This window comes from Limnohabitans sp. TS-CS-82 (assembly GCF_002943475.1).
Genome location: NZ_PTQX01000002.1, coordinates 248012 through 266812, shown reverse-complemented (window position 1 = coordinate 266812; position 18801 = coordinate 248012). Strand labels below are relative to the sequence as shown.

Genomic DNA, 18801 nt, shown 5'->3' with positions numbered 1-18801 from the left:
TATGACCACCACCGCCCCATCAACCCCGTCTGATTCCTTGTTTCAAAGGCTCAAACGCGTGGCGCCTTGGTTTGCGGGTCATCCTGGTGCGCTGGCACTCGGCATTGTGGGCATTCTGATCGGCTCAGCCACAGAGCCCGCCATTCCAGCACTGATGAAACCTTTGCTTGACAACGGTTTTGACCGTGGAACGCTAGAGCTTTGGAAAATCCCCGCTGTTTTGTTGCTCTTGTTTGGTGTGCGCGGCTTTGCAGGTTTTATTGCCGCTTATTGCTTGGCCCGTGTGACCAATTACTCGATGGAGCGTTTGCGCCAACGCCTGTTTGAAAAGCTGCTGCGCGCTGCCCCTCAACTGTTTGCCGACAAACACACCAGTGGCTTGACCAACACCATGGTCTACGAAGTCAACAACGGTGCAAGCTTGCTCGTCTCCACCATGCTGTCGTTTGCCAAAGACTTGGTCACGCTGCTGGCCTTGCTTGGCTATTTGCTGATGCTCAACTGGAAGCTCACCCTGATTGTGTTTGCCATCTTCCCGCCGATTGCTTGGGTGGTTAAAAACCTCTCACGCCGAATTGACAACGTCACGCGTGCCAGCCAAGACGCCACCGATGAGCTGGCTTATGTGGTGGAAGAAAACGTGCTGGCCTACCGCATGGTGCGCTTGCACAACGCGCAAGACAGCCAAATCACCAAGTTCGGGGCGTTTAACCACAAATTGCGTCAATTGGCGCTCAAGGCAGTGGTCGCCAATTCAGTGATGACACCGCTCATTCAAATGCTGGCAGCCTTGGCTTTGTCTGGGGTGATCACTGTGGCTTTGTGGCAAAGCAGCGCAGACAGCGGTACATCCAACGTGACGGTGGGTTCGTTTGCGGCGTTTATCACTGGCATGTTGATGCTGATTTCGCCCATCAAACATTTGTCTGAAGTGGCGGGCACATTGACACGCGGCGTCACCTCATTAGAACGTGGCTTGAATTTGCTCGACCTCGCCCCCGATGAAACGCAAGGCACACACACCAGCGCGCACGCCCAAGGCGAAATTTGCTTTGACCACGTCACGCTGCAATACCCGTCTGCCACGTCCCCCGCCCTCAACGGCGTGAGCCTGACCATCCAACCCGGTCAAACCGTGGCTTTTGTTGGACCATCGGGCTCGGGTAAAACGACCTTGGCCAATTTGCTGCCACGCTTTCTTGACCCCAGTTCAGGCCAAGTCAGCCTAGACGGCGTGCCGCTCAAAGACTGGTCGCTCGCCAGTTTGCGACGCCAAGTGGCGTTTGTGAGCCAAGATGTGATCATGTTCAACGACTCGATCGCTCACAACATTGCACTCGGTGAAACTGTAGACAACGCCCGCGTGTGGAGCGCCCTAGAAGCAGCCAACCTCGGCGACTTTGTGCGCGGACTGCCCCACCAAGAAAACACACTGGTCGGGCACAACGCCACCCAACTCTCGGGCGGCCAACGCCAACGCTTAGCCATTGCCCGTGCCATTTACAAAGATGCGCCTGTCCTCATCTTGGACGAAGCCACATCGGCTTTGGACAACGCTTCAGAGCAACTGGTGAAAGACGCGCTGAATGTGCTCATGCAAGGTCGCACCTCGTTGGTCATTGCCCACCGCCTGTCCACCATCGAGCATGCCGACCTGATTGTGGTCATGCAAGCCGGCAGCATTGTGGAAACCGGCACGCACAGCCAACTCATGGCCCAAAGCGGCGCGTATGCCGCGTTGTACAAAGTGGCCGCACAAAGTGCCGACAACCATTTTGCTGACACCTCCACCATTTAACGCATCCCCTCTATGAGCCAAGCATCCATCAGCGGTTTCACCTTCATTCGCAACGGCGTGGAACTGGGCTTCCCGTTTGAAGCCTCCATTCGCTCACTCTTGCCCTTGGTCGATGAGTTTGTGGTGGTGGTTGGTAAAAGCAATGACGACACCTTGGCCCGTATTCACGCCATTGGCTCTCCCAAGATTCGCGTAATCGAAACCATCTGGAACGAACGCATGGCAGACCGTGGCTTTGTGTACGCCCAGCAAAAGATGATCGCGCAATTCGCCTGCACAGGTGACTGGGCGTTTTACCTTGAGGGCGACGAGGTGGTGCACGAAGCCGAGCTGGCCAACATCCGCGCCAGTGTGGACAAGCACCACCACAACCCTGCTGTCGAAGCCTTTGTGTTTGACTACTTCCACTTTTACGGCACGCCCGACTTTGTGGCCGACAGCCCAGCGTGGTACCGCCGTGAATGCCGCTTGATTCGCAACACCATCCGCTCGTATGCGCCCGATGGCCAGTACTGGCTCATCACAGCTGACCACAAAAAAGGCCGCAACCCACAAGCGGCTTTGGCCAATGCACACATCTACCACTACGGCTGGGTGCGAAGCAACGAGGCGATGCAAAAGAAGCTCGACCAAGTGAGCAAGTTTTGGTCGCATGGCGCACCCACGGTGCGTTACAGCCAGTTTGATGCGCAGGTGTTGCAGCCATTCACGGGCACGCACCCTGAGCTGGTCAAGCCGTGGCTAGAAAGTTCGGCAGAAAAGAGCTTCACGATTGACCCCGATTACCAGCTGACCAAACGTGAGAAGCGTCACCGTTGGTTGATGAAGCTTGAGAAGGCATTTGGGCTGGACTTCAGCCGCAAGCACTTTAAGCTCGTTGCTTAGTTCAAGCGTTCAGAGCAAGACGATGTCGTACTGCTCTTGCGACATCGCACCTTCAGCCTGCAGAGAAATGGGCTTACCAATGAAGTCGCTCAAGCCAGCCAAGTGCTGGCTTTCTTCATCCAGCAAGATGTCAATCACATCGGGCGATGCAATCACACGGAACTCGCGCGGATTGAACTGACGGGCCTCACGCAAGATCTCGCGCAAAATGTCATACGTCACCGTGCGTGCGGTTTTCACGCTGCCTTTGCCGTCACACACAGGGCATGGCTCGCACAGCATGTGGGCCAGCGATTCGCGGGTGCGCTTGCGCGTCATCTCGACCAAGCCCAACGCCGAATAACCGCTCACCATCGTCTTCACGCGGTCACGGGCGAGTTGTTTGCGGAACTCGGCCAACACCGCATCGCGGTGGTCTTCACGCGTCATGTCGATGAAGTCGGCAATCACGATGCCACCTAGGTTACGCAAACGCAGTTGTCGGGCAATAGCACCCGCAGCCTCTAGGTTGGTCTTGAAAATCGTTTCGTCAAAATTGCGTGCACCCACAAAGCCGCCGGTATTCACGTCGACCGTGGTCAAGGCCTCGGTTTGGTCCACGATGAGGTAGCCGCCAGACTTCAGGTCCACACGGCGGCCCAAGGCCTTGCCCACTTCTTCATCGATGTTGAATAAATCAAAGATGGGACGCTCGCCTTTGTACAGCTGCAGCTTGTCCACCGCGCTGGGCATGAACTCTTGGCCGAAGGTTTGCAGTTTTTTAAACTGCTCGGCCGAGTCAATGCGGATGGTTTGTGTGGTCTCGCTCACCAAGTCGCGCAACACACGCTGCAGCAGGCTCAAGTCTTGGTGCAACAGCGATTTAGGGGGCAAGCGGGTCGAGGCTTCTTTGATGCGCGCCCAGGTTTTGCGCAGGTAGGCAATGTCTTCACCCAGCTCAGCATCACTGGCGTCTTCGCCGTTGGTGCGCAGAATGAAGCCACCCGTTTGGTTACCTGTTTTGCCATCTTGCGCGGCGGTTTCGGCCAAAGCTTGCAAGCGTTGGCGCAAGGACTCGCGCTGCTCGAACGGTATTTTTTGCGACACACCGATGTGTTGGTCTTGCGGCAAAAATACCAACAAGCGGCCCGCAATGCTGATTTGCGAAGAAAGCCGTGCACCTTTGGTGCCAATCGGATCTTTGATGACTTGCACCAACAGTGACTGGCCTTCAAACACTTGTTTTTCAATGGGCACAACCGGTGCTGGCTCGCCCTTGTCGTCGGCGTGGCGTGCGGCCACACTGCTCATTAAGTCGGCCACATGCAAGAAGGCAGCACGCTCTAGACCAATGTCGATGAAAGCCGATTGCATGCCCGGCAACACACGCGCCACTTTGCCCAAATACACATTACCCACCAAGCCACGCTCTAGCGTGCGCTCAACGTGCAGCTCTTGCACGGCGCCCGTTTCCACAATGGCCACTCGGGTTTCTTGGGGCGACCAGTTGATGAGGATGTCTTGTTGCATGTGAAGGTCCGCAAGTAAAAGGGGTTAGACCTTGAATCCAAACTCGCGCAACAGCTGCGCGGTTTCAAACATGGGCAACCCCATGATGCCAGAGTAGCTGCCGCTGATGTGCTCGATGTACGCAGCGGCCCTTCCCTGCACCGCATATGCGCCGGCTTTGCCCATGGGCTCGCCGCTGGCGACATAGTTTTGTATTTGTGTACGCGTCAAAGCCGCAAAACGTACGTTGGACACACTCAGCGCCTGCTCTGTTTTGAGCGGCTTGCCCGATTTAGACAGCGTGCCCATGGCCACCGAGGTCAACACGCGGTGGGTTTGACCGCTCAACGCGCCAAGGATTTGTGCCGCATGTTTGGTGTCATCAGGCTTGCCCAAAATGGTCTTGCCCAAAGCCACCGTGGTGTCGCTGCACAGCACCGGGGCCAGCGGCAAGCCACGGCGCTTCATGCGATTGAGTGCTGCCTCAAGCTTCAGCAAGGTCACGCGTTGCACATAAGCGCGTGGGGCCTCATTGGGCAACACAACCTCTAGCGCTTCGGCATCTTCTTGTTCGTCGGCCAGCAGCAACTCGTAACGCACACCCAGCTGTTCTAACAGTTGGCGACGGCGTGGACTTTGCGAGGCGAGATAAACGAATTTGGAGTCAGACATAAATAGCTCTAGCGGCTTCACTCGCGGTGATAAGGATGGTTGGCGTTGATCGACCACGCACGGTAGAGCTGCTCCACCAACAGCACGCGCACCATGGCGTGCGGCAGGGTCAGGTCTGAAATGCGGATGCGTTCGTGTGCTTGTTTTTTGAACTCGGGGCACAAGCCATCAGGCCCGCCAATGACCAAGGCCACATCGTCGGCTTCGAGCTGCCAGTGTTTGAGCTTGGTGGCCAAGGCCACGGTGGTGAGATTGGTCCCTCGTTCGTCCAGAGCAACGATGCGACAGCCGCGCGGAATGGCGGCTTCGATGCGCTCGCGCTCGGCGGCGTAAATGGTGTCTAGCGTTTTAGAGCTGCGCGGCTCGGTTTTGACGGCCTTGAGCTCGACCTTCAGCTCAGACGGAAACCGCTTGGCGTAATCGTCCCAAGCGGTTTGCGCCCAGTCGGGCACACGTTGGCCGACTGCGACGACCCACAGCTTCATGCTTTGCGGGCGGTGGTCTTTTTAGCGGCTGGAGGACGCTTGCCCGTTGGCTTACCAGCCGTGGTCGAGGCGCTGCGTGCTGCGGCTTTGGCGGTTGACTTGGCACCTTTGAGGCCCACGGTCTTGACAGGCAACTTGGCTGGCGCTGCAGCTGGCTTTTTGGCTGCTGCAGTTTTGGCTGCTGCAGTTTTGGCTGGTGCTGATTTAGCAGCTGTCGTTTTAGCAGGTGCCGCTTTGACTGGGCCGCGTGTCGAGGTGCTGCGCGAGGCTGGCTTGGCTGCATCGCTGCGCGTGTAAGAGGTGCGTGAGCTCGAATCAGCGCGTGAACCGGAGCTTGCACGAGCAGCAGGCTTCTTGTCACCAGCGGCTGTTTTCTTGGCTGCTGGTTTTTTGGCTGCCGACTTCTTGGCGGGTACTTCTTCAGGCTCGGCTGCTTTGACAGGCTTTGGTGCACCAAACTTCAAACGCACGGGCTTCTCGCCCCAAATTTCTTCGAGGTTGTAGTAACCACGGATGGTGGGCTGCATGACGTGCACCACCACAGCGCCGCAATCCACGATGATCCACTCGCCGTTGTCTTCGCCTTCGATGCGAGGCTTGCCAAAACCGGCGTCGCGCACTTTGTCGCGCACGCTGGCGGCCAACGCTTTGGTTTGACGGTTCGATGTACCAGACGCCACGATGACGCGCTCAAACAGCGAGGACAAGTGCTCGGTGTCAAACACCACGAGGTCTTGGGCTTTGACGTCCTCCAGCGCATCCACGACGGTGCGTTGCAATTTTTGGACATCTTTTTTGGCGGAGGTTTCGGTCATCTGATTTATCGGTAAAGGCTGTGTTTTTCAATGTAGTGCTGCACAGCGGCAGGCAACCACGCGTGCATCTTGTGATCTGCATGTGCGCCATGGGCAACGTGCGCACGAATCTCGGTGGCACTCACATTCAGGCTTGGCATGTCCAAGCGTTGTACGTCGGGGGATACCGCATTGTGCCACTGACTGGCCATGCCGCCCTGTCCCTCATTCGGACGATCGGCCACCACCACGGTGGCGAGGCCCAAAATCTCTTGCCAACGGTGCCATGTTTTGAAGGCATTCGCTTGGTCTGCACCGATGAACAGGTACAAATCGGTATCGGGTTGCTCGGCTTTGAGCTCTTGGAGCGTGTCAAAGGTGTAGGTCGCACCTTCGCGGTCGATCTCACGCGGGTCCACCGCCGTTTGCGCTACATCGGCAAAAGCCAAACGAGTCATGGCCAAGCGGTGTGGCGATGGCGTGAGTGTGCGTGCCTTGTGCCAAGCGTCACCCGTGGGGATGATGCGCAGTTCGGCCAAATCAAACTGCTCGATCGCGTGCTTGGCCAGCGCAAGGTGCGCGATGTGCGGCGGGTCAAACGAACCACCAAAGATGCCTAGGCGCTTGGCGTGATTCAAAGCCAATTTCGCGGCACCAAAAAGTCATGCAACAAAGCATGCTCAGGTGTGCCCGCTTCTGGCTGGTGCTGGTACGACCAGCTCACCAACGGTGGCATGGACAACAGAATCGACTCGGTGCGCCCGCCAGACTGCAGGCCAAAGTGCGTACCACGGTCCCACACGAGGTTGAACTCCACATAGCGGCCACGGCGGTAAAGCTGATGGTCGCGCTCGCGCTCGCCATAAGGTGTGTTCACTCGGCGGTCCACGATGGGCAAATACGACTCTAGGAAAGCATCACCCACGCTTTTGAGCATTTCAAAACTGCGCTCAAAGCCAAGTTCTGAAAAGTCGTCAAAAAAGATACCGCCAATGCCGCGCTGTTCGTTGCGGTGCTTGTTGCAGAAGTACTCGTCGCACCAAGTTTTAAAGCGTGGATAAAGCTCGTCACCAAAGGATTGCAACGCGTCATGGCACACCTGATGGAAATGCTTGGCGTCTTCGGCATAGCCGTAGTAAGGCGTGAGGTCCATGCCGCCACCAAACCACGCCACAGGTTTGCCATTGGCAGGCGTGGCCACAATCATTCGCACGTTCATGTGCACAGTGGGCACATAGGGGTTACGCGGGTGAAACACCAGCGACACGCCCATGGCTTCAAACGGCGCGCCAGCCAGCTCGGGTCGGTGCTGCGTGGCAGAAGGCGGCAGCTTAGGGCCGCGCACATGCGAAAAGCCGCAGCCAGCACGCTCAAACACGGGGCCGTTTTCTAAGATTTGGGTGATGCCGTTGCCCTGCAGCTGTTCGCCCGGGCCCTTTTCCCACTTGTCCACCAAGAACTTGGCTTGGCCGTCTTTGGCTTCAATCGCGCTGGTGATGCGGCTTTGCAGGCCAATCAGGTAGTCGCGCGCGGCGGCTACAACGTGTTCGTGGCTATGTTCGTGGGTAGTGGCGGTCATCGTGGGGTGAAGTTAGCGGGTTGTCTGAGTGTCGCCAGTCGCAGTCGTGCGTGCTGGCAAAGGGCGAATGGGGGCCGCTTGGTTCACATGAAAGCCCTGCACGCCTTCGTACACCTTGGCGATGTGTGCGTAATCCGCTTGCACATCGCCCGTCAAACGCATGAAGTCCGTCACTTTGGCTAGCTTCTTGCCGTAATCAATGTGCAGCATGAGCAAAGGCACGTCAGCCCCCAAAGCCAGTTGGTAAAAGCCACTGCGCCACCCGTCGGTCAGCTTGCGCGTGCCTTCAGGCGATAAGCCAATCCAGAGGATTTCGTCGTTTTGCTTGTGTCGTATCAAAGAGTCCACCATCTCACCCACAACCCCTTTAGGCGACGAGCGGTCAATCGGCACAGCACCAATGAAGCGAATCCAACGGCCAAATAGCGGAATGCTAAACAAACTGTGTTTGGCAAAGAACTGAATCGGCAAACCCAAGGCCCACTTAACCGGCATCATCGTGATGAAGTCCCAGTTACTGGTGTGCGGATAGCCAATGAGCACGCCTTGTTTGGTGGGCAGCCCATCAAACTCGATCCTCCACCCCATCAGCTTGACCAACCAAGCGGCCCACGCTTGAGGTTTGCATTGCACGGGCATGGGTTTGGTGAATTCGGTCATCTGTGTTTATGAGCAATCGGTTGAACGAGGATTGGCGTAGACGTTATTGAAACGTTCAGCGCGAAATTGCGCGGTAGCCAATGTCGCTGCGGTACTGCACGCCATCGAAGTGAATGCCCTTGATGGTGTCGTAAGCCTGCTGCTGAGCCAGCTTCAAAGTGCCACCCAAAGCTGTCACGCATAACACGCGGCCACCGCTGGTGACCACTTGGCCGTCGGCCATTTGCGTACCGGCGTGGAACACCACCACATCGTCTGTGTCTTGCGGCAAACCGGTGATGGTGTCGCCCTTGCGGGGGCTTAGGGGATAGCCGTGTGCGGCCAACACCACACCAATTGCGGTGCGGCGGTCCCATTCCAGCTCGAAGTCGTCAAAGCGAGTCTCGGCATTGGTGGCAGTGGCCGCCATCAGCACATCGACCAAATCGGTTTTCAAGCGCGCCATGATGGGCTGGGTTTCGGGGTCGCCCATGCGGCAGTTGAACTCAAGAGTTTTGACCTGGCCTTGTGGGTCAATCATCAAACCCGCGTACAAGAAGCCGGTGAATGGAATGCCGTCTTTTTCCATGCCCTTGATGGTGGGCAAAATAATTTCGCGCATGGCGCGGGCATGCACCTCAGGCGTGACCACGGGCGCTGGCGAATACGCGCCCATGCCGCCGGTGTTGGGGCCTTCGTCGGCATCGAGCAAGCGCTTGTGGTCTTGGCTGGTGGCCAAAGGCAACACGGTTTTGCCATCGCACATGACGATGAAGCTGGCCTCTTCACCTTGCAAAAACTCTTCAATAACCACGCGCGCGCCACCTTCGTTGTGGCTCACACCCAGCTTGTTGTCGAGCAACATGAAATCAATCGCTTCGTGGGCCTCGGCGGCGGTCATCGCCACCACCACGCCCTTGCCTGCAGCCAAACCGTCGGCCTTCACCACAATCGGTGCGCCTTTGGCGTTCACGTAGTCGTGCGCGGCTTGGGCGTCGGTGAAAGTTTCGTATTCCGCAGTGGGAATGTTGTGGCGCTTCATGAACGCTTTGCTGAAGGCCTTAGAGCTTTCCAGCTGCGCCGCTGCCTTGGTGGGGCCAAAAATGCGCATGCCGTGCGCGCGGAACTCGTCCACCACTCCTGCAGCCAATGGTGTCTCAGGCCCGACCACCGTCAGTTCAACGCCATTGCTTTGCGCAAACTCGCGCAGAGCTTTGACATCGGTGATGTCGATGTTGTCCAAGCGCTTGTCGCGTGCTGTGCCGCCGTTGCCGGGAGCCACGAACACTTTTTGCACCTTGTTGGATTGGGCAATCTTCCACGCCAACGCGTGCTCGCGGCCACCGCCGCCAATAACTAATACGTTCATAGTGCTGCGTTGTGATAGACCTCTTGCACATCGTCAAGGTCTTCTAGCGCGTCCAATATTTTTTGCATCTTCACAGCGTCATCACCCTCGAGTTCGATGGTGTTGTCTGCACGGTAAGTCACCTCAGCCACTTCGGGCTTGAGGCCCGCAGCGTCCAAAGCGTTTTTGACAGCCTCAAAGCTGGCAGGTGGCGTCAGCACTTCAATCGCGCCGTCGTCATCAGTGATCACATCGTCGGCGCCCGCTTCGAGCGCAATTTCCATGATTTGGTCTTCATTGCTGCCCGGTGCAAACACCAATTGGCCGCAATGCTTGAATTGAAACGCCACTGAACCCTCAGTGCCCATGTTGCCGCCGTTTTTACTGAATGCAAAGCGCACTTCAGCCACGGTACGCACGCGGTTGTCGGTCATGGTGTCCACGATGATGGCGGCTCCGCCCACACCGTAGCCTTCGTAGCGAATCTCGTCGTACACCACGCCGTCGAGGTTGCCTGTGGCTTTGTCGACGTTGCGTTTGATGTTGTCGGCGGGCATGTTGGCCGCCTTGGCTTTTTCAATGGCCAAACGCAAACGAGGGTTCAGGCTCAGGTCGCCGCCACCCAAGCGGGCAGACACAATGATTTCACGCGTGATGCGTGTCCAAATCTTGCCGCGCTTCTCGTCTTGACGCCCTTTGCGGTGTTGAATATTTGCCCATTTACTGTGGCCAGCCATCAGAAATCCTCTTGAATTGAATTAACCTTATCTGGTTATTTTACTTTTCATGCGATGGAGAACTTTTGATGGCCGAACCGATGCTGATTGCGCGCCGCAATACGACTGAATGCCACATGTTGCCAGCCTTGGCCAACCGCCACGGTCTCATCACAGGTGCGACAGGCACAGGCAAAACCGTCACGCTTCAAACCCTGGCTGAAAGCTTCTCCAAAATCGGCGTGCCCGTCTTCATGGCCGACGTCAAAGGCGACTTGGCAGGCATCAGCCAGCCTGGCAACATCCCGCCCAAACTCGCAGCCGCCATCCAAGAGCGCGGCCTACCCATGCCCTCTCCACTAGGCTGCCCAACCACCCTGTGGGACGTGTTTGGTAAGTCTGGCCACCCCGTTCGCGCCACCATCACCGACATGGGGCCTCTCTTGCTGGGCCGCATGCTCAACCTGAACGACACACAAGCTGGTGTGCTCAACATGGTCTTCAAAATCGCGGACGACCAAGGTTTGCTGCTCCTTGACCTCAAAGACCTACGCGCCATGCTGCAATATGTGGGCGAGCACGCACGCGACTTCACCACCGAATACGGCAACGTGAGCGCCGCCAGCATTGGCGCCATTCAACGCGCCTTGCTAGAGATTGAAGCCCAAGGCGGTGATGTCTTTTTTGGCGAGCCCATGCTCAACATCCAAGACTTCATGCAAACCGATGCGCGTGGCATGGGCGTCATCAATTTGTTGGCCGCCGACAAGCTGATGAACGCTCCACGCCTGTACGGCACGTTCTTGCTGTGGATGCTCTCGGAGATGTTTGAACAGCTGCCAGAAATTGGCGACGTCGAGAAGCCTAAGATGGTGTTCTTCTTTGACGAAGCGCATTTGCTGTTCAACGAAGCGCCCAAAGTGCTGCTGGAGCGCATTGAGCAAATGGTGCGCCTGATTCGCTCCAAGGGCGTGGGCGTGTACTTTGTCACCCAAAACCCGCTGGACGTGCCCGAAACCGTGCTGGGCCAGCTGGGCAACCGCGTGCAACACGCTTTACGTGCCTTCACACCTCGTGACCAAAAAGCTGTCAAAGCCACTGCGCAGACCATGCGCGGTAAAGAGGGCCTAGACATTGAAAAAGCGATCACCGAGCTGGGCGTAGGCGAAGCCTTGGTGAGTTTGCTGGATGCCAAAGGCCGCCCGTCCGAGACGGAACAGGTCTATGTGTTGCTGCCCGGCAGCCAACTTGGCCCCATCACCCCAGAGCAACGCCAGGCCTTGCTGGCCAATTCGTTGGTGGCTGGGGTGTATGAACAGACCTTGGACCGTGAATCCGCTTATGAACGCCTCAAAGGTACTGCGCCTGCAGCTGGTGGTTCGCCCTCAACAGCTGGGGCTTCTGCAGGAACCGTATCCGACCCCGCTGGTCAAGCACCAGCACAAGCCACTGTGACAGACCAAGTGCTCTCTGGCTTGGGCGACGCGTTGTTTGGTTCCACCGGCCCGCGTGGCGGTCAACGCCAAGGCTTGGCGCAAATGATGGTCAAGTCTGCCGTGCGCAACATCGGCTCGGCTGTGGGCCGCGAGATTGTGCGTGGGGTGATGGGCAGTATTTTGGGTGGGCGCAAGCGCTAAGCCGATATCGACAGCCCAATGAAAAACGCCGCCTGTGGCAACACAGACGGCGTTTTTGTTTCAACAGTTGAGCCAGCAACCGAGCGACAAGCTTAGCTTGCCGCTTGCTCCTCAGAAGCCGTGTGCTCGCCCTTCGCGGCCTTTTCCTTCTTAGGCAAAGGTGTGATGTCGAGCAGCACTTCTTCTTTGTCGTCAATGTCCACGCTCAAGCGGCCACCATCGGTGAGGCGACCAAACAGCAGTTCGTCGGCCAAAGCCTTGCGAATCGTGTCTTGGATGAGGCGTTGCATAGGGCGTGCGCCCATGAGTGGGTCAAAGCCCTTCTTGGCCAAGTGCTTGCGCAGCGTGTCGCTGAAGGTAACTTCGACTTTCTTCTCAGCCAACTGGCCTTCGAGTTGCAGCAAGAACTTGTCGACCACGCGCATGATGACGTTTTCGTCCAAGGCCTTGAAGCCCACGATGGCGTCCAAGCGGTTGCGGAACTCTGGCGTGAACAAGCGCTTGATATCGCCCATTTCGTCGCCCGCAGCGCGAGGGTTGGTAAAGCCAATGGTGGCCTTATTCATGGTCTCGGCGCCCGCATTTGTCGTCATGATGAGGATGACGTTGCGGAAGTCCGCCTTGCGGCCGTTGTTGTCGGTCAGCGTGCCGTGATCCATCACCTGCAACAGCACGTTGAAGATATCGGGATGGGCTTTTTCAATCTCATCCAGCAACAACACGCAATGCGGCTTCTTGGTCACTGCTTCGGTCAGCAAACCGCCTTGGTCAAAGCCCACATAGCCGGGAGGCGCGCCAATCAGGCGGCTCACAGCGTGGCGCTCCATGTACTCAGACATGTCAAAGCGCACCAAATCGATGCCCATGATGTAGGCCAACTGCTTGGCCGCCTCGGTCTTGCCCACGCCCGTAGGGCCGCTGAACAAGAACGCGCCAATCGGCTTGTCGGACTTGCCCAAGCCTGAGCGCGCCATCTTCACGGCAGACGCCAGCACTTCGAGGGCCTTGTCTTGGCCGAACACCACGCTCTTCAAATCGCGCTCTATGGTTTGGAGCTTGCTGCGGTCGTCGTTAGACACGTTGGCTGGCGGAATGCGTGCAATCTTGGCCACGATGTCTTCAATCTCGGCCTTGCCAATGGTTTTCTTGCGCTTAGACGCCACCAAAATGCGTTGTGCCGCACCGGCTTCGTCAATCACGTCAATCGCCTTGTCTGGCAACTGGCGGTCGTTGATGTACTTGGCGCTCAGCTCGGCAGCGGCTTGCAGCGCAGCCACGGCGTACTTGACGTTGTGGTGCTCTTCAAAGCGTGACTTCAAGCCTTTGAGAATGTCCACGGTTTCAGACACGGTTGGTTCGACCACATCCACCTTTTGAAAACGACGGCTCAGGGCTGCGTCTTTTTCAAAGATGCCACGGTATTCGGTAAAGGTGGTTGCGCCAATGCACTTGAGCTGGCCGCTCGACAAAGCTGGCTTCAGCAAGTTAGACGCATCTAAGGTGCCGCCCGAAGCAGCACCCGCGCCAATCAGCGTGTGGATTTCGTCGATGAACAAAATCGCGTTGGGCTTGCTCTGCAAGTTTTTGATCACGCCCTTCAAGCGTTGCTCAAAGTCACCACGGTATTTGGTGCCGGCCAGCAATGCGCCCATGTCCAACGAGTACACGATGGCCTCAGACAAGATTTCAGGAACTGCGCCTTGGGTGATGCGCCATGCCAAACCTTCGGCAATCGCGGTTTTACCCACGCCAGCCTCGCCCACCAACAGTGGGTTGTTTTTGCGGCGACGGCACAGGATTTGAATCGTGCGCTCGACCTCGTACTCGCGGCCAATCAGCGGGTCAATCTTGCCGTCTTTGGCAGCTTGGTTCAGGTTTTGTGTGAACTGCTCAAGTGGCGAAGCCTTCTCGTTCTTTTCAGACGTGGCACCGCCCTCTTCCTGCTCGGCTTGGTTTGACTCATTGCCTTTGACGGCTTCAGGTGGGTCGCTCTTTTTGATGCCGTGGGCAATGAAGTTCACCACGTCTAAGCGGGTCACGCCTTGTTGGTGGAGGTAGTACACCGCGTGTGAGTCTTTCTCGCCAAAGATGGCCACCAGAACGTTGGCGCCGGTCACTTCTTTTTTGCCATTGCCTGTGGACTGCACATGCATGATGGCGCGTTGAATCACGCGCTGAAAACCCAGCGTAGGCTGAGTGTCCACCTCTTCAGTGCCTGACACCTGTGGTGTGTTGTCAGCGATGAAGTTAGAGAGGGACTTACGCAAGTCGTCGATATTGGCAGAACAAGCGCGCAACACCTCGGCGGCGCTGGGGTTGTCCAGCAAGGCGAGCAGCAAGTGCTCGACGGTGATGAATTCGTGTCGTTGTTGACGGGCCTCGACAAAGGCCATGTGCAAGCTGACTTCTAGTTCTTGGGCGATCATGTGTTTTCCTTCGGTGCTTGCATCTGAGATTCAAATGTATATGGAAACAAAACCCGTTTATTCAATAGGCCTGTTTCTTTAGTGCAAACCATAGGTTTATTCAATGGGCTCTGCCACACACTGCAGCGGGTGGCCAGACTTGCGGGCCGCGTCCATCACTTGGTCCACCTTGGTGGCGGCAATGTCTTTGCTGTACACGCCGCACACGCCTTTGCCATCCAAGTGGATTTGCAACATGATTTGCGTGGCTTGTTCGCGGTCTTTGCTGAAAAACTCTTGCAGCACCATCACCACAAACTCCATGGGCGTGAAATCGTCGTTGAGCATCAGCACCTGAAACATCTGCGGCGGCTTGGTGCGCTGCGTGATGCGCTCTAAAACGACCGATCCGCCATCGTCACGGTCGGGCAGTTGGACTTTGGGAGTGGGTTTTTTAGTTGGCATTAGGTCATTCTATCGAGGCACGAAAGCACTCATGACCTCGGATACAGTCTCACGCATGAAACGCGCACTGCTGACCCTCCTCTTTTCTGGCTTGGCTTTCTCGGCTTTGGCCCAGGACACCCCCCAAACCAACCTGCCCCGCATCAAGCTGCAAGCAGGCATGTATCAAATCGACACGCAAGTGGCACAAACGCCTGACCAGCGCAGCATGGGCCTGATGTTTCGCAAAGACATGCCGCAACACGAAGGTATGTTGTTCGTGTTTGAGCAGCCGGCCACGCAGTGCTTTTGGATGAAAAACACACTGCTGCCCCTGACCGCCGCCTTTGTGGCCGATGACGGCACCATCGTGAATTTGGCAGACATGAAGCCGCAAACCACAGATTCACACTGCTCTGAAAAGCCGGTGCGTTTTGTGCTGGAAATGCACCAAGGCTGGTTTACCAAAAAGGGACTGAACGCTGGCAGCCGCTTGCGTGGCGTTGTGTTTAAGCCCTGAACGCTTGCGCCCGCCCACAAAAAAGCCGCCTATCCAGGCGGCTTTTTGACATTTCAACGGGCCTCACAGCCCGCCAAAACAAGCTGAATTAAGCGAAATTGCTTTCAGCAAAAGACCAGTTCACCAAGTGGTCGAGGAAAGTCTCCACGAACTTAGGACGCATGTTGCGGTAGTCGATGTAGTAAGCGTGTTCCCACACGTCCACAGTCAACAAGGCTTTGTCGCCAGTGGTCAATGGGGTGCCAGCAGCGCCCATGTTGACAATGTCCACAGAACCGTCGGCCTTTTTGACCAACCATGTCCAGCCTGAACCGAAGTTACCCACGGCGCTCTTGACGAAGGCTTCTTTGAATGCAGCGTAGCTACCGAATTTGGCGTTGATGGCTGCAGCCAATGCACCTGTGGGTTCGCCGCCGCCTTGTGGCTTCATGCAATTCCAAAAGAAGGTGTGGTTCCAGATTTGGGCTGAGTTGTTGTAAACACCGCCGCTGGACTTCTTGATGATTTCTTCCAGGGCCATGCCTTCAAACTCGGTACCTTTTTGCAGGTTGTTCAAGTTCACAACGTAGGCGTTGTGGTGCTTGCCATGGTGAAACTCTAGAGTCTCTTGGCTGTAATGAGGGGCCAATGCATCGATGGCGTAAGGCAGTGCGGGGAGCGTGTGTTCCATGAAGTCCTCTTGTGTAAAAACGTGAATTGTAAAAACTAAATGCGTGTGGGTGCAGCAACCCGTAATTCAACCACGCCATCGGCAAGGGTTGCATCCAAAGCTTGGCCTTCTGAGGTCTGCGCCACCGAGGTGATGGCTTGGCCATCGGCATCGCTGAGCCACGCGAAACCACGTTGCAGCACCAATTTGGGGTCAAGCAGTTCCAGGCGCAACGCCGCGCGGTGCAAGCGTTCGCGGGCTGTGGCGGGGGTTTGCTGCACGCCACGGGCTAGGCCGCTGGTGAGTGTGGCCAGTTCGTTGTGGCAGCGTTGGGTGCGAGTTTGCACGGCTTGGCCCAGACGCTGCTGCAGGCGCAAGAGCTGCATTTTTTCAGTACTCAGACCTTCAGACGGGCGGCCCAAACGGGCTTGGGCGCGGTCTAGGCGTTGCTCTTGGGTGTCAAGCTGGCGGTGCGCGATGGTTTGCAGGGCATTGCCCCACAGCTGCAGGTTGGACAACAACTCCGCGTGCGGCACCGCGCACATTTCGGCGGCAGCGGTGGGCGTAGGAGCACGCAGGTCGGCGCAGAAATCGGCAATGGTGAAGTCGGTTTCGTGCCCCACGCCGCTGATGATCGGCACAGGGCTGCTGACGATGGCTCTTGCCAAGTTTTCGTCGTTGAAAGCCCAGAGGTCTTCCATCGAACCGCCGCCACGCACCAGCAAGATGACGTCGATGTTGGGCTGCTGGCTGAGCTGCTGCAAGGCTTGCACCAAGGTGGGCGGCGCATCTGGACCTTGTACCAAGGACGGCGCAAGCACCACAGGAATGTGCGGCACACGGCGTTGCAAGGCGGTGGCCACGTCATGCAAGGCGGCTGCGCCTAGTGAGGTGACCACACCAATGCCACGCGGCATGGTTTTGAGGGGACGTTTGCGCTCGGCGTCAAACAGGCCTTCGGCTTCGAGCTTGGCTTTGAGTTTTAAAAACTGCTCAAACCACGCGCCCTGCCCCGCACGGCGCATGTGTTCGACCACCATTTGCAGCTCACCACGTGGCTCATATACACCCAAACGGCCCTTGATTTCGACCAGTTCGCCGTCCACAGGACGAAAGTCGAGCATTTGGGCGGCACGTTTGAACATGGCGCAACGCAGCTGCCCGCTTGCGTCCTTGAGAGTGAAGTAGCAATGCCCGCTGGCCGCGCGTGTGAAGCCAGAAATCTCGCCCCGAACAGCCACGGGGTTAAAACGACTGTCCAAGACGTCAGCAACGGCGCAGCACAGGGCACCAACTGCCCAAATGCGTGGCGCCAAACCTAGCGATTCCGAGGGTTGCATTGAAGACTCATCCACAAAAAATATTTCCAGATCGTTTTAAACAATAAACCGAGAAAATCACCAACCTGCGTAGCAAGTCTTTGATTTAAAAGAGATTTTTAACGCCCATTTTTCGATCATTTTGTTGAATCGCCCCATTCATGCGGCATCTGAGGGGGGGTAGCAAAGCTTATCCCCAAAGTTATCCACAGATCATGTGGATGGGCCGCTAGGCCATAATTGGCACACACAAAATTCTCTGGAGTGTTGGCTTTGTTCACCATCATACAAGCGGCTGGCTGGCCGATTTGGCCCCTTTTGATCTGCTCTGTCGTGGCATTGGCCTTGGTCATCGAACGCATGATGAGCCTTCGCCCCCACCTGGTGGCCCCTGAAGGCTTGCTGGAGCAAGCGCTCAAAGCCTCCCACGACAACCTGCCATCGGAAGAAGCCATGCAGCAGTTGCACGACCACTCTGTGTTGGGCCGCATTTTGGCTTCTGGCTTGCACGCCATGAAAGACGAGCCCCTCATCAGCACAGAAGACCTGCGCTCCAGCATGGAATCTGCTGGCCGCAAAGCAGCGCATGAGTTGGAAAAGCATTTGGTGGCCTTGGCCACTATTGCTTCAGCCGCGCCACTCTTGGGTTTGCTGGGCACAGTCATTGGCATGATTGATATTTTTGGCTCGCAAGCCCCAGGCACCAGCAACCCCGTGCAACTGGCACAGGGCATTTCGATTGCGCTGTACAACACGGCATTTGGTTTGATCATTGCCATTCCCGCCTTGATGTTCTGGCGCTACCTGCGTGGCCGTGTCGATGCGTATGTGCTGGGCTTTGAGCTGGATGCCGAGCGCTTTATGCGCCACTTGCTCGCCATGCGCGCACGTTTGAAATAACAGGCGCCACACCATGGCCATGAAATTTCATCGCGAGAAAAGCCCAGAACCCGAGATCAACCTAATTCCGTTCATCGACATTTTGTTGGTGGTGGTGATTTTCTTGATGCTCTCCACGACTTACAGAAAATTCACCGAGTTGCAGCTGAATTTACCCGTGGCCGATGCCGCAGCACCGCAAGAGCGCCCGCACGAAGTGATTGTGTCCATCAGCAACGAAGGCCAATTCAGCGTGAATCGCAATTTGGTGCCCACGCGTGACGTGCAAGGCCTGAGCCAAGCTTTGGCGCAAGCCACGCAAAGCATGGACAGCCCTATGATCATCATCAGTGCTGACGCACAAGCCAGCCACCAATCGGTGATGATGGTGATGGAGGCGGCTCGCCGCAATGGTTTGAACCAACTCACCTTCGCTGCCCAGTCGTCCGGCGGCAAAGCCGACTGACGCCATGAGCGGCGACCGCAGTACGACTGAGACAGCCCCAACTTTGAGGCAAACACTAAAGCAGACGCTGAGCCAAGC

Annotated in this window: 19 protein-coding genes; 6 read left to right on the top strand and 13 right to left on the bottom strand. The window is 56.8% G+C overall.

Annotation, left to right across the window (positions count from 1 at the left end):
• Nucleotide 1: 1 nt before the first annotated feature.
• Nucleotides 2-1798, top strand: a complete 1797-nt coding sequence (gene msbA / locus C5F52_RS05780; protein ID WP_104797822.1) for a lipid A export permease/ATP-binding protein MsbA — start codon at nucleotides 2-4, stop codon at nucleotides 1796-1798.
• Between the two features lie 12 nt (nucleotides 1799-1810).
• Nucleotides 1811-2683 carry a glycosyltransferase gene (locus C5F52_RS05775; protein WP_104797386.1) on the top strand — a complete coding sequence of 291 codons (873 nt, stop codon included), beginning with the start codon at nucleotides 1811-1813 and terminating at the stop codon, nucleotides 2681-2683.
• Between the two features lie 9 nt (nucleotides 2684-2692).
• Here C5F52_RS05775 and rng read toward each other — a convergent pair whose 3' ends face one another.
• From rng to C5F52_RS05730, 9 genes are read right to left on the bottom strand one after another with little or no spacing between them, the layout of a single operon-like run.
• Nucleotides 2693-4192: a ribonuclease G gene (gene rng, locus C5F52_RS05770; RefSeq protein ID WP_104797385.1), complete on the bottom strand. Its 1500-nt coding sequence runs from the start codon at nucleotides 4190-4192 to the stop codon at nucleotides 2693-2695.
• A 24-nt stretch (nucleotides 4193-4216) separates the two neighbouring features.
• On the bottom strand, nucleotides 4217-4843 hold the full coding sequence (locus C5F52_RS05765; RefSeq protein ID WP_104797384.1) for a nucleoside triphosphate pyrophosphatase: 627 nt from the start codon (nucleotides 4841-4843) through the stop codon (nucleotides 4217-4219).
• 17 nt (nucleotides 4844-4860) lie between these two features.
• Complete coding sequence (gene rlmH, locus C5F52_RS05760) at nucleotides 4861-5328, bottom strand: 23S rRNA (pseudouridine(1915)-N(3))-methyltransferase RlmH (protein ID WP_104797383.1); 468 nt, start codon at nucleotides 5326-5328, stop codon at nucleotides 4861-4863.
• Nucleotides 5325-6143, bottom strand: a complete 819-nt coding sequence (gene rsfS / locus C5F52_RS05755) for a ribosome silencing factor (RefSeq protein WP_104797382.1) — start codon at nucleotides 6141-6143, stop codon at nucleotides 5325-5327. Before rsfS ends, rlmH begins: the two co-directional genes overlap by 4 nt.
• Before the next feature lie 5 nt (nucleotides 6144-6148).
• A complete protein-coding gene (gene nadD / locus C5F52_RS05750) occupies nucleotides 6149-6766 on the bottom strand; it encodes a nicotinate (nicotinamide) nucleotide adenylyltransferase (RefSeq protein WP_104797381.1) in 618 nt (205 codons plus the stop codon).
• Nucleotides 6757-7701, bottom strand: a complete 945-nt coding sequence (hemF, locus tag C5F52_RS05745) for an oxygen-dependent coproporphyrinogen oxidase (RefSeq protein ID WP_104797380.1) — start codon at nucleotides 7699-7701, stop codon at nucleotides 6757-6759. Before hemF ends, nadD begins: the two co-directional genes overlap by 10 nt.
• 12 nt (nucleotides 7702-7713) lie before the next feature.
• Nucleotides 7714-8361, bottom strand: a complete 648-nt coding sequence (locus tag C5F52_RS05740; RefSeq protein WP_236657745.1) for a 1-acyl-sn-glycerol-3-phosphate acyltransferase — start codon at nucleotides 8359-8361, stop codon at nucleotides 7714-7716.
• A 55-nt stretch (nucleotides 8362-8416) separates the two neighbouring features.
• The gene (purD, locus tag C5F52_RS05735) at nucleotides 8417-9709 is read right to left on the bottom strand and encodes a phosphoribosylamine--glycine ligase (protein ID WP_104797379.1); all 1293 of its coding nucleotides are present in this window, start codon (nucleotides 9707-9709) and stop codon (nucleotides 8417-8419) included.
• Nucleotides 9706-10425 carry a YebC/PmpR family DNA-binding transcriptional regulator gene (locus C5F52_RS05730; RefSeq protein WP_104797378.1) on the bottom strand — a complete coding sequence of 240 codons (720 nt, stop codon included), beginning with the start codon at nucleotides 10423-10425 and terminating at the stop codon, nucleotides 9706-9708. Before C5F52_RS05730 ends, purD begins: the two co-directional genes overlap by 4 nt.
• 68 nt (nucleotides 10426-10493) lie before the next feature.
• Between C5F52_RS05730 and C5F52_RS05725 the strand changes: the two genes are divergently transcribed.
• Nucleotides 10494-12041 carry a helicase HerA-like domain-containing protein gene (locus C5F52_RS05725; protein WP_104797377.1) on the top strand — a complete coding sequence of 516 codons (1548 nt, stop codon included), beginning with the start codon at nucleotides 10494-10496 and terminating at the stop codon, nucleotides 12039-12041.
• Between the two features lie 92 nt (nucleotides 12042-12133).
• On the opposite strand, the gene clpA is transcribed toward C5F52_RS05725, so the two are convergent.
• Together clpA and clpS are read right to left on the bottom strand one after the other, a co-directional pair.
• Entirely contained in the window at nucleotides 12134-14467 is a 2334-nt protein-coding gene (clpA, locus tag C5F52_RS05720; RefSeq protein ID WP_104797376.1) for an ATP-dependent Clp protease ATP-binding subunit ClpA, read from the bottom strand.
• A 96-nt stretch (nucleotides 14468-14563) separates the two neighbouring features.
• Nucleotides 14564-14911, bottom strand: a complete 348-nt coding sequence (clpS, locus tag C5F52_RS05715; protein ID WP_104797375.1) for an ATP-dependent Clp protease adapter ClpS — start codon at nucleotides 14909-14911, stop codon at nucleotides 14564-14566.
• Nucleotides 14912-14966: 55 nt separating this feature from the next.
• On the opposite strand from clpS, the gene C5F52_RS05710 reads away from it, so the two are divergent.
• On the top strand, nucleotides 14967-15410 hold the full coding sequence (locus tag C5F52_RS05710) for a DUF192 domain-containing protein (protein WP_104797374.1): 444 nt from the start codon (nucleotides 14967-14969) through the stop codon (nucleotides 15408-15410).
• An 88-nt stretch (nucleotides 15411-15498) separates the two neighbouring features.
• Here C5F52_RS05710 and C5F52_RS05705 read toward each other — a convergent pair whose 3' ends face one another.
• Together C5F52_RS05705 and xseA are read right to left on the bottom strand one after the other, a co-directional pair.
• Nucleotides 15499-16080: a superoxide dismutase gene (locus C5F52_RS05705; protein ID WP_104797373.1), complete on the bottom strand. Its 582-nt coding sequence runs from the start codon at nucleotides 16078-16080 to the stop codon at nucleotides 15499-15501.
• A 35-nt stretch (nucleotides 16081-16115) separates the two neighbouring features.
• Nucleotides 16116-17399: an exodeoxyribonuclease VII large subunit gene (gene xseA, locus C5F52_RS05700; RefSeq protein ID WP_104797372.1), complete on the bottom strand. Its 1284-nt coding sequence runs from the start codon at nucleotides 17397-17399 to the stop codon at nucleotides 16116-16118.
• 252 nt (nucleotides 17400-17651) lie between these two features.
• Between xseA and C5F52_RS05695 the strand changes: the two genes are divergently transcribed.
• Complete coding sequence (locus C5F52_RS05695) at nucleotides 17652-18278, top strand: MotA/TolQ/ExbB proton channel family protein (RefSeq protein ID WP_104797820.1); 627 nt, start codon at nucleotides 17652-17654, stop codon at nucleotides 18276-18278.
• Nucleotides 18279-18297: 19 nt separating this feature from the next.
• On the top strand, nucleotides 18298-18723 hold the full coding sequence (locus tag C5F52_RS05690) for a biopolymer transporter ExbD (RefSeq protein WP_104797819.1): 426 nt from the start codon (nucleotides 18298-18300) through the stop codon (nucleotides 18721-18723).
• Nucleotides 18724-18801 lie beyond the last annotated feature (78 nt).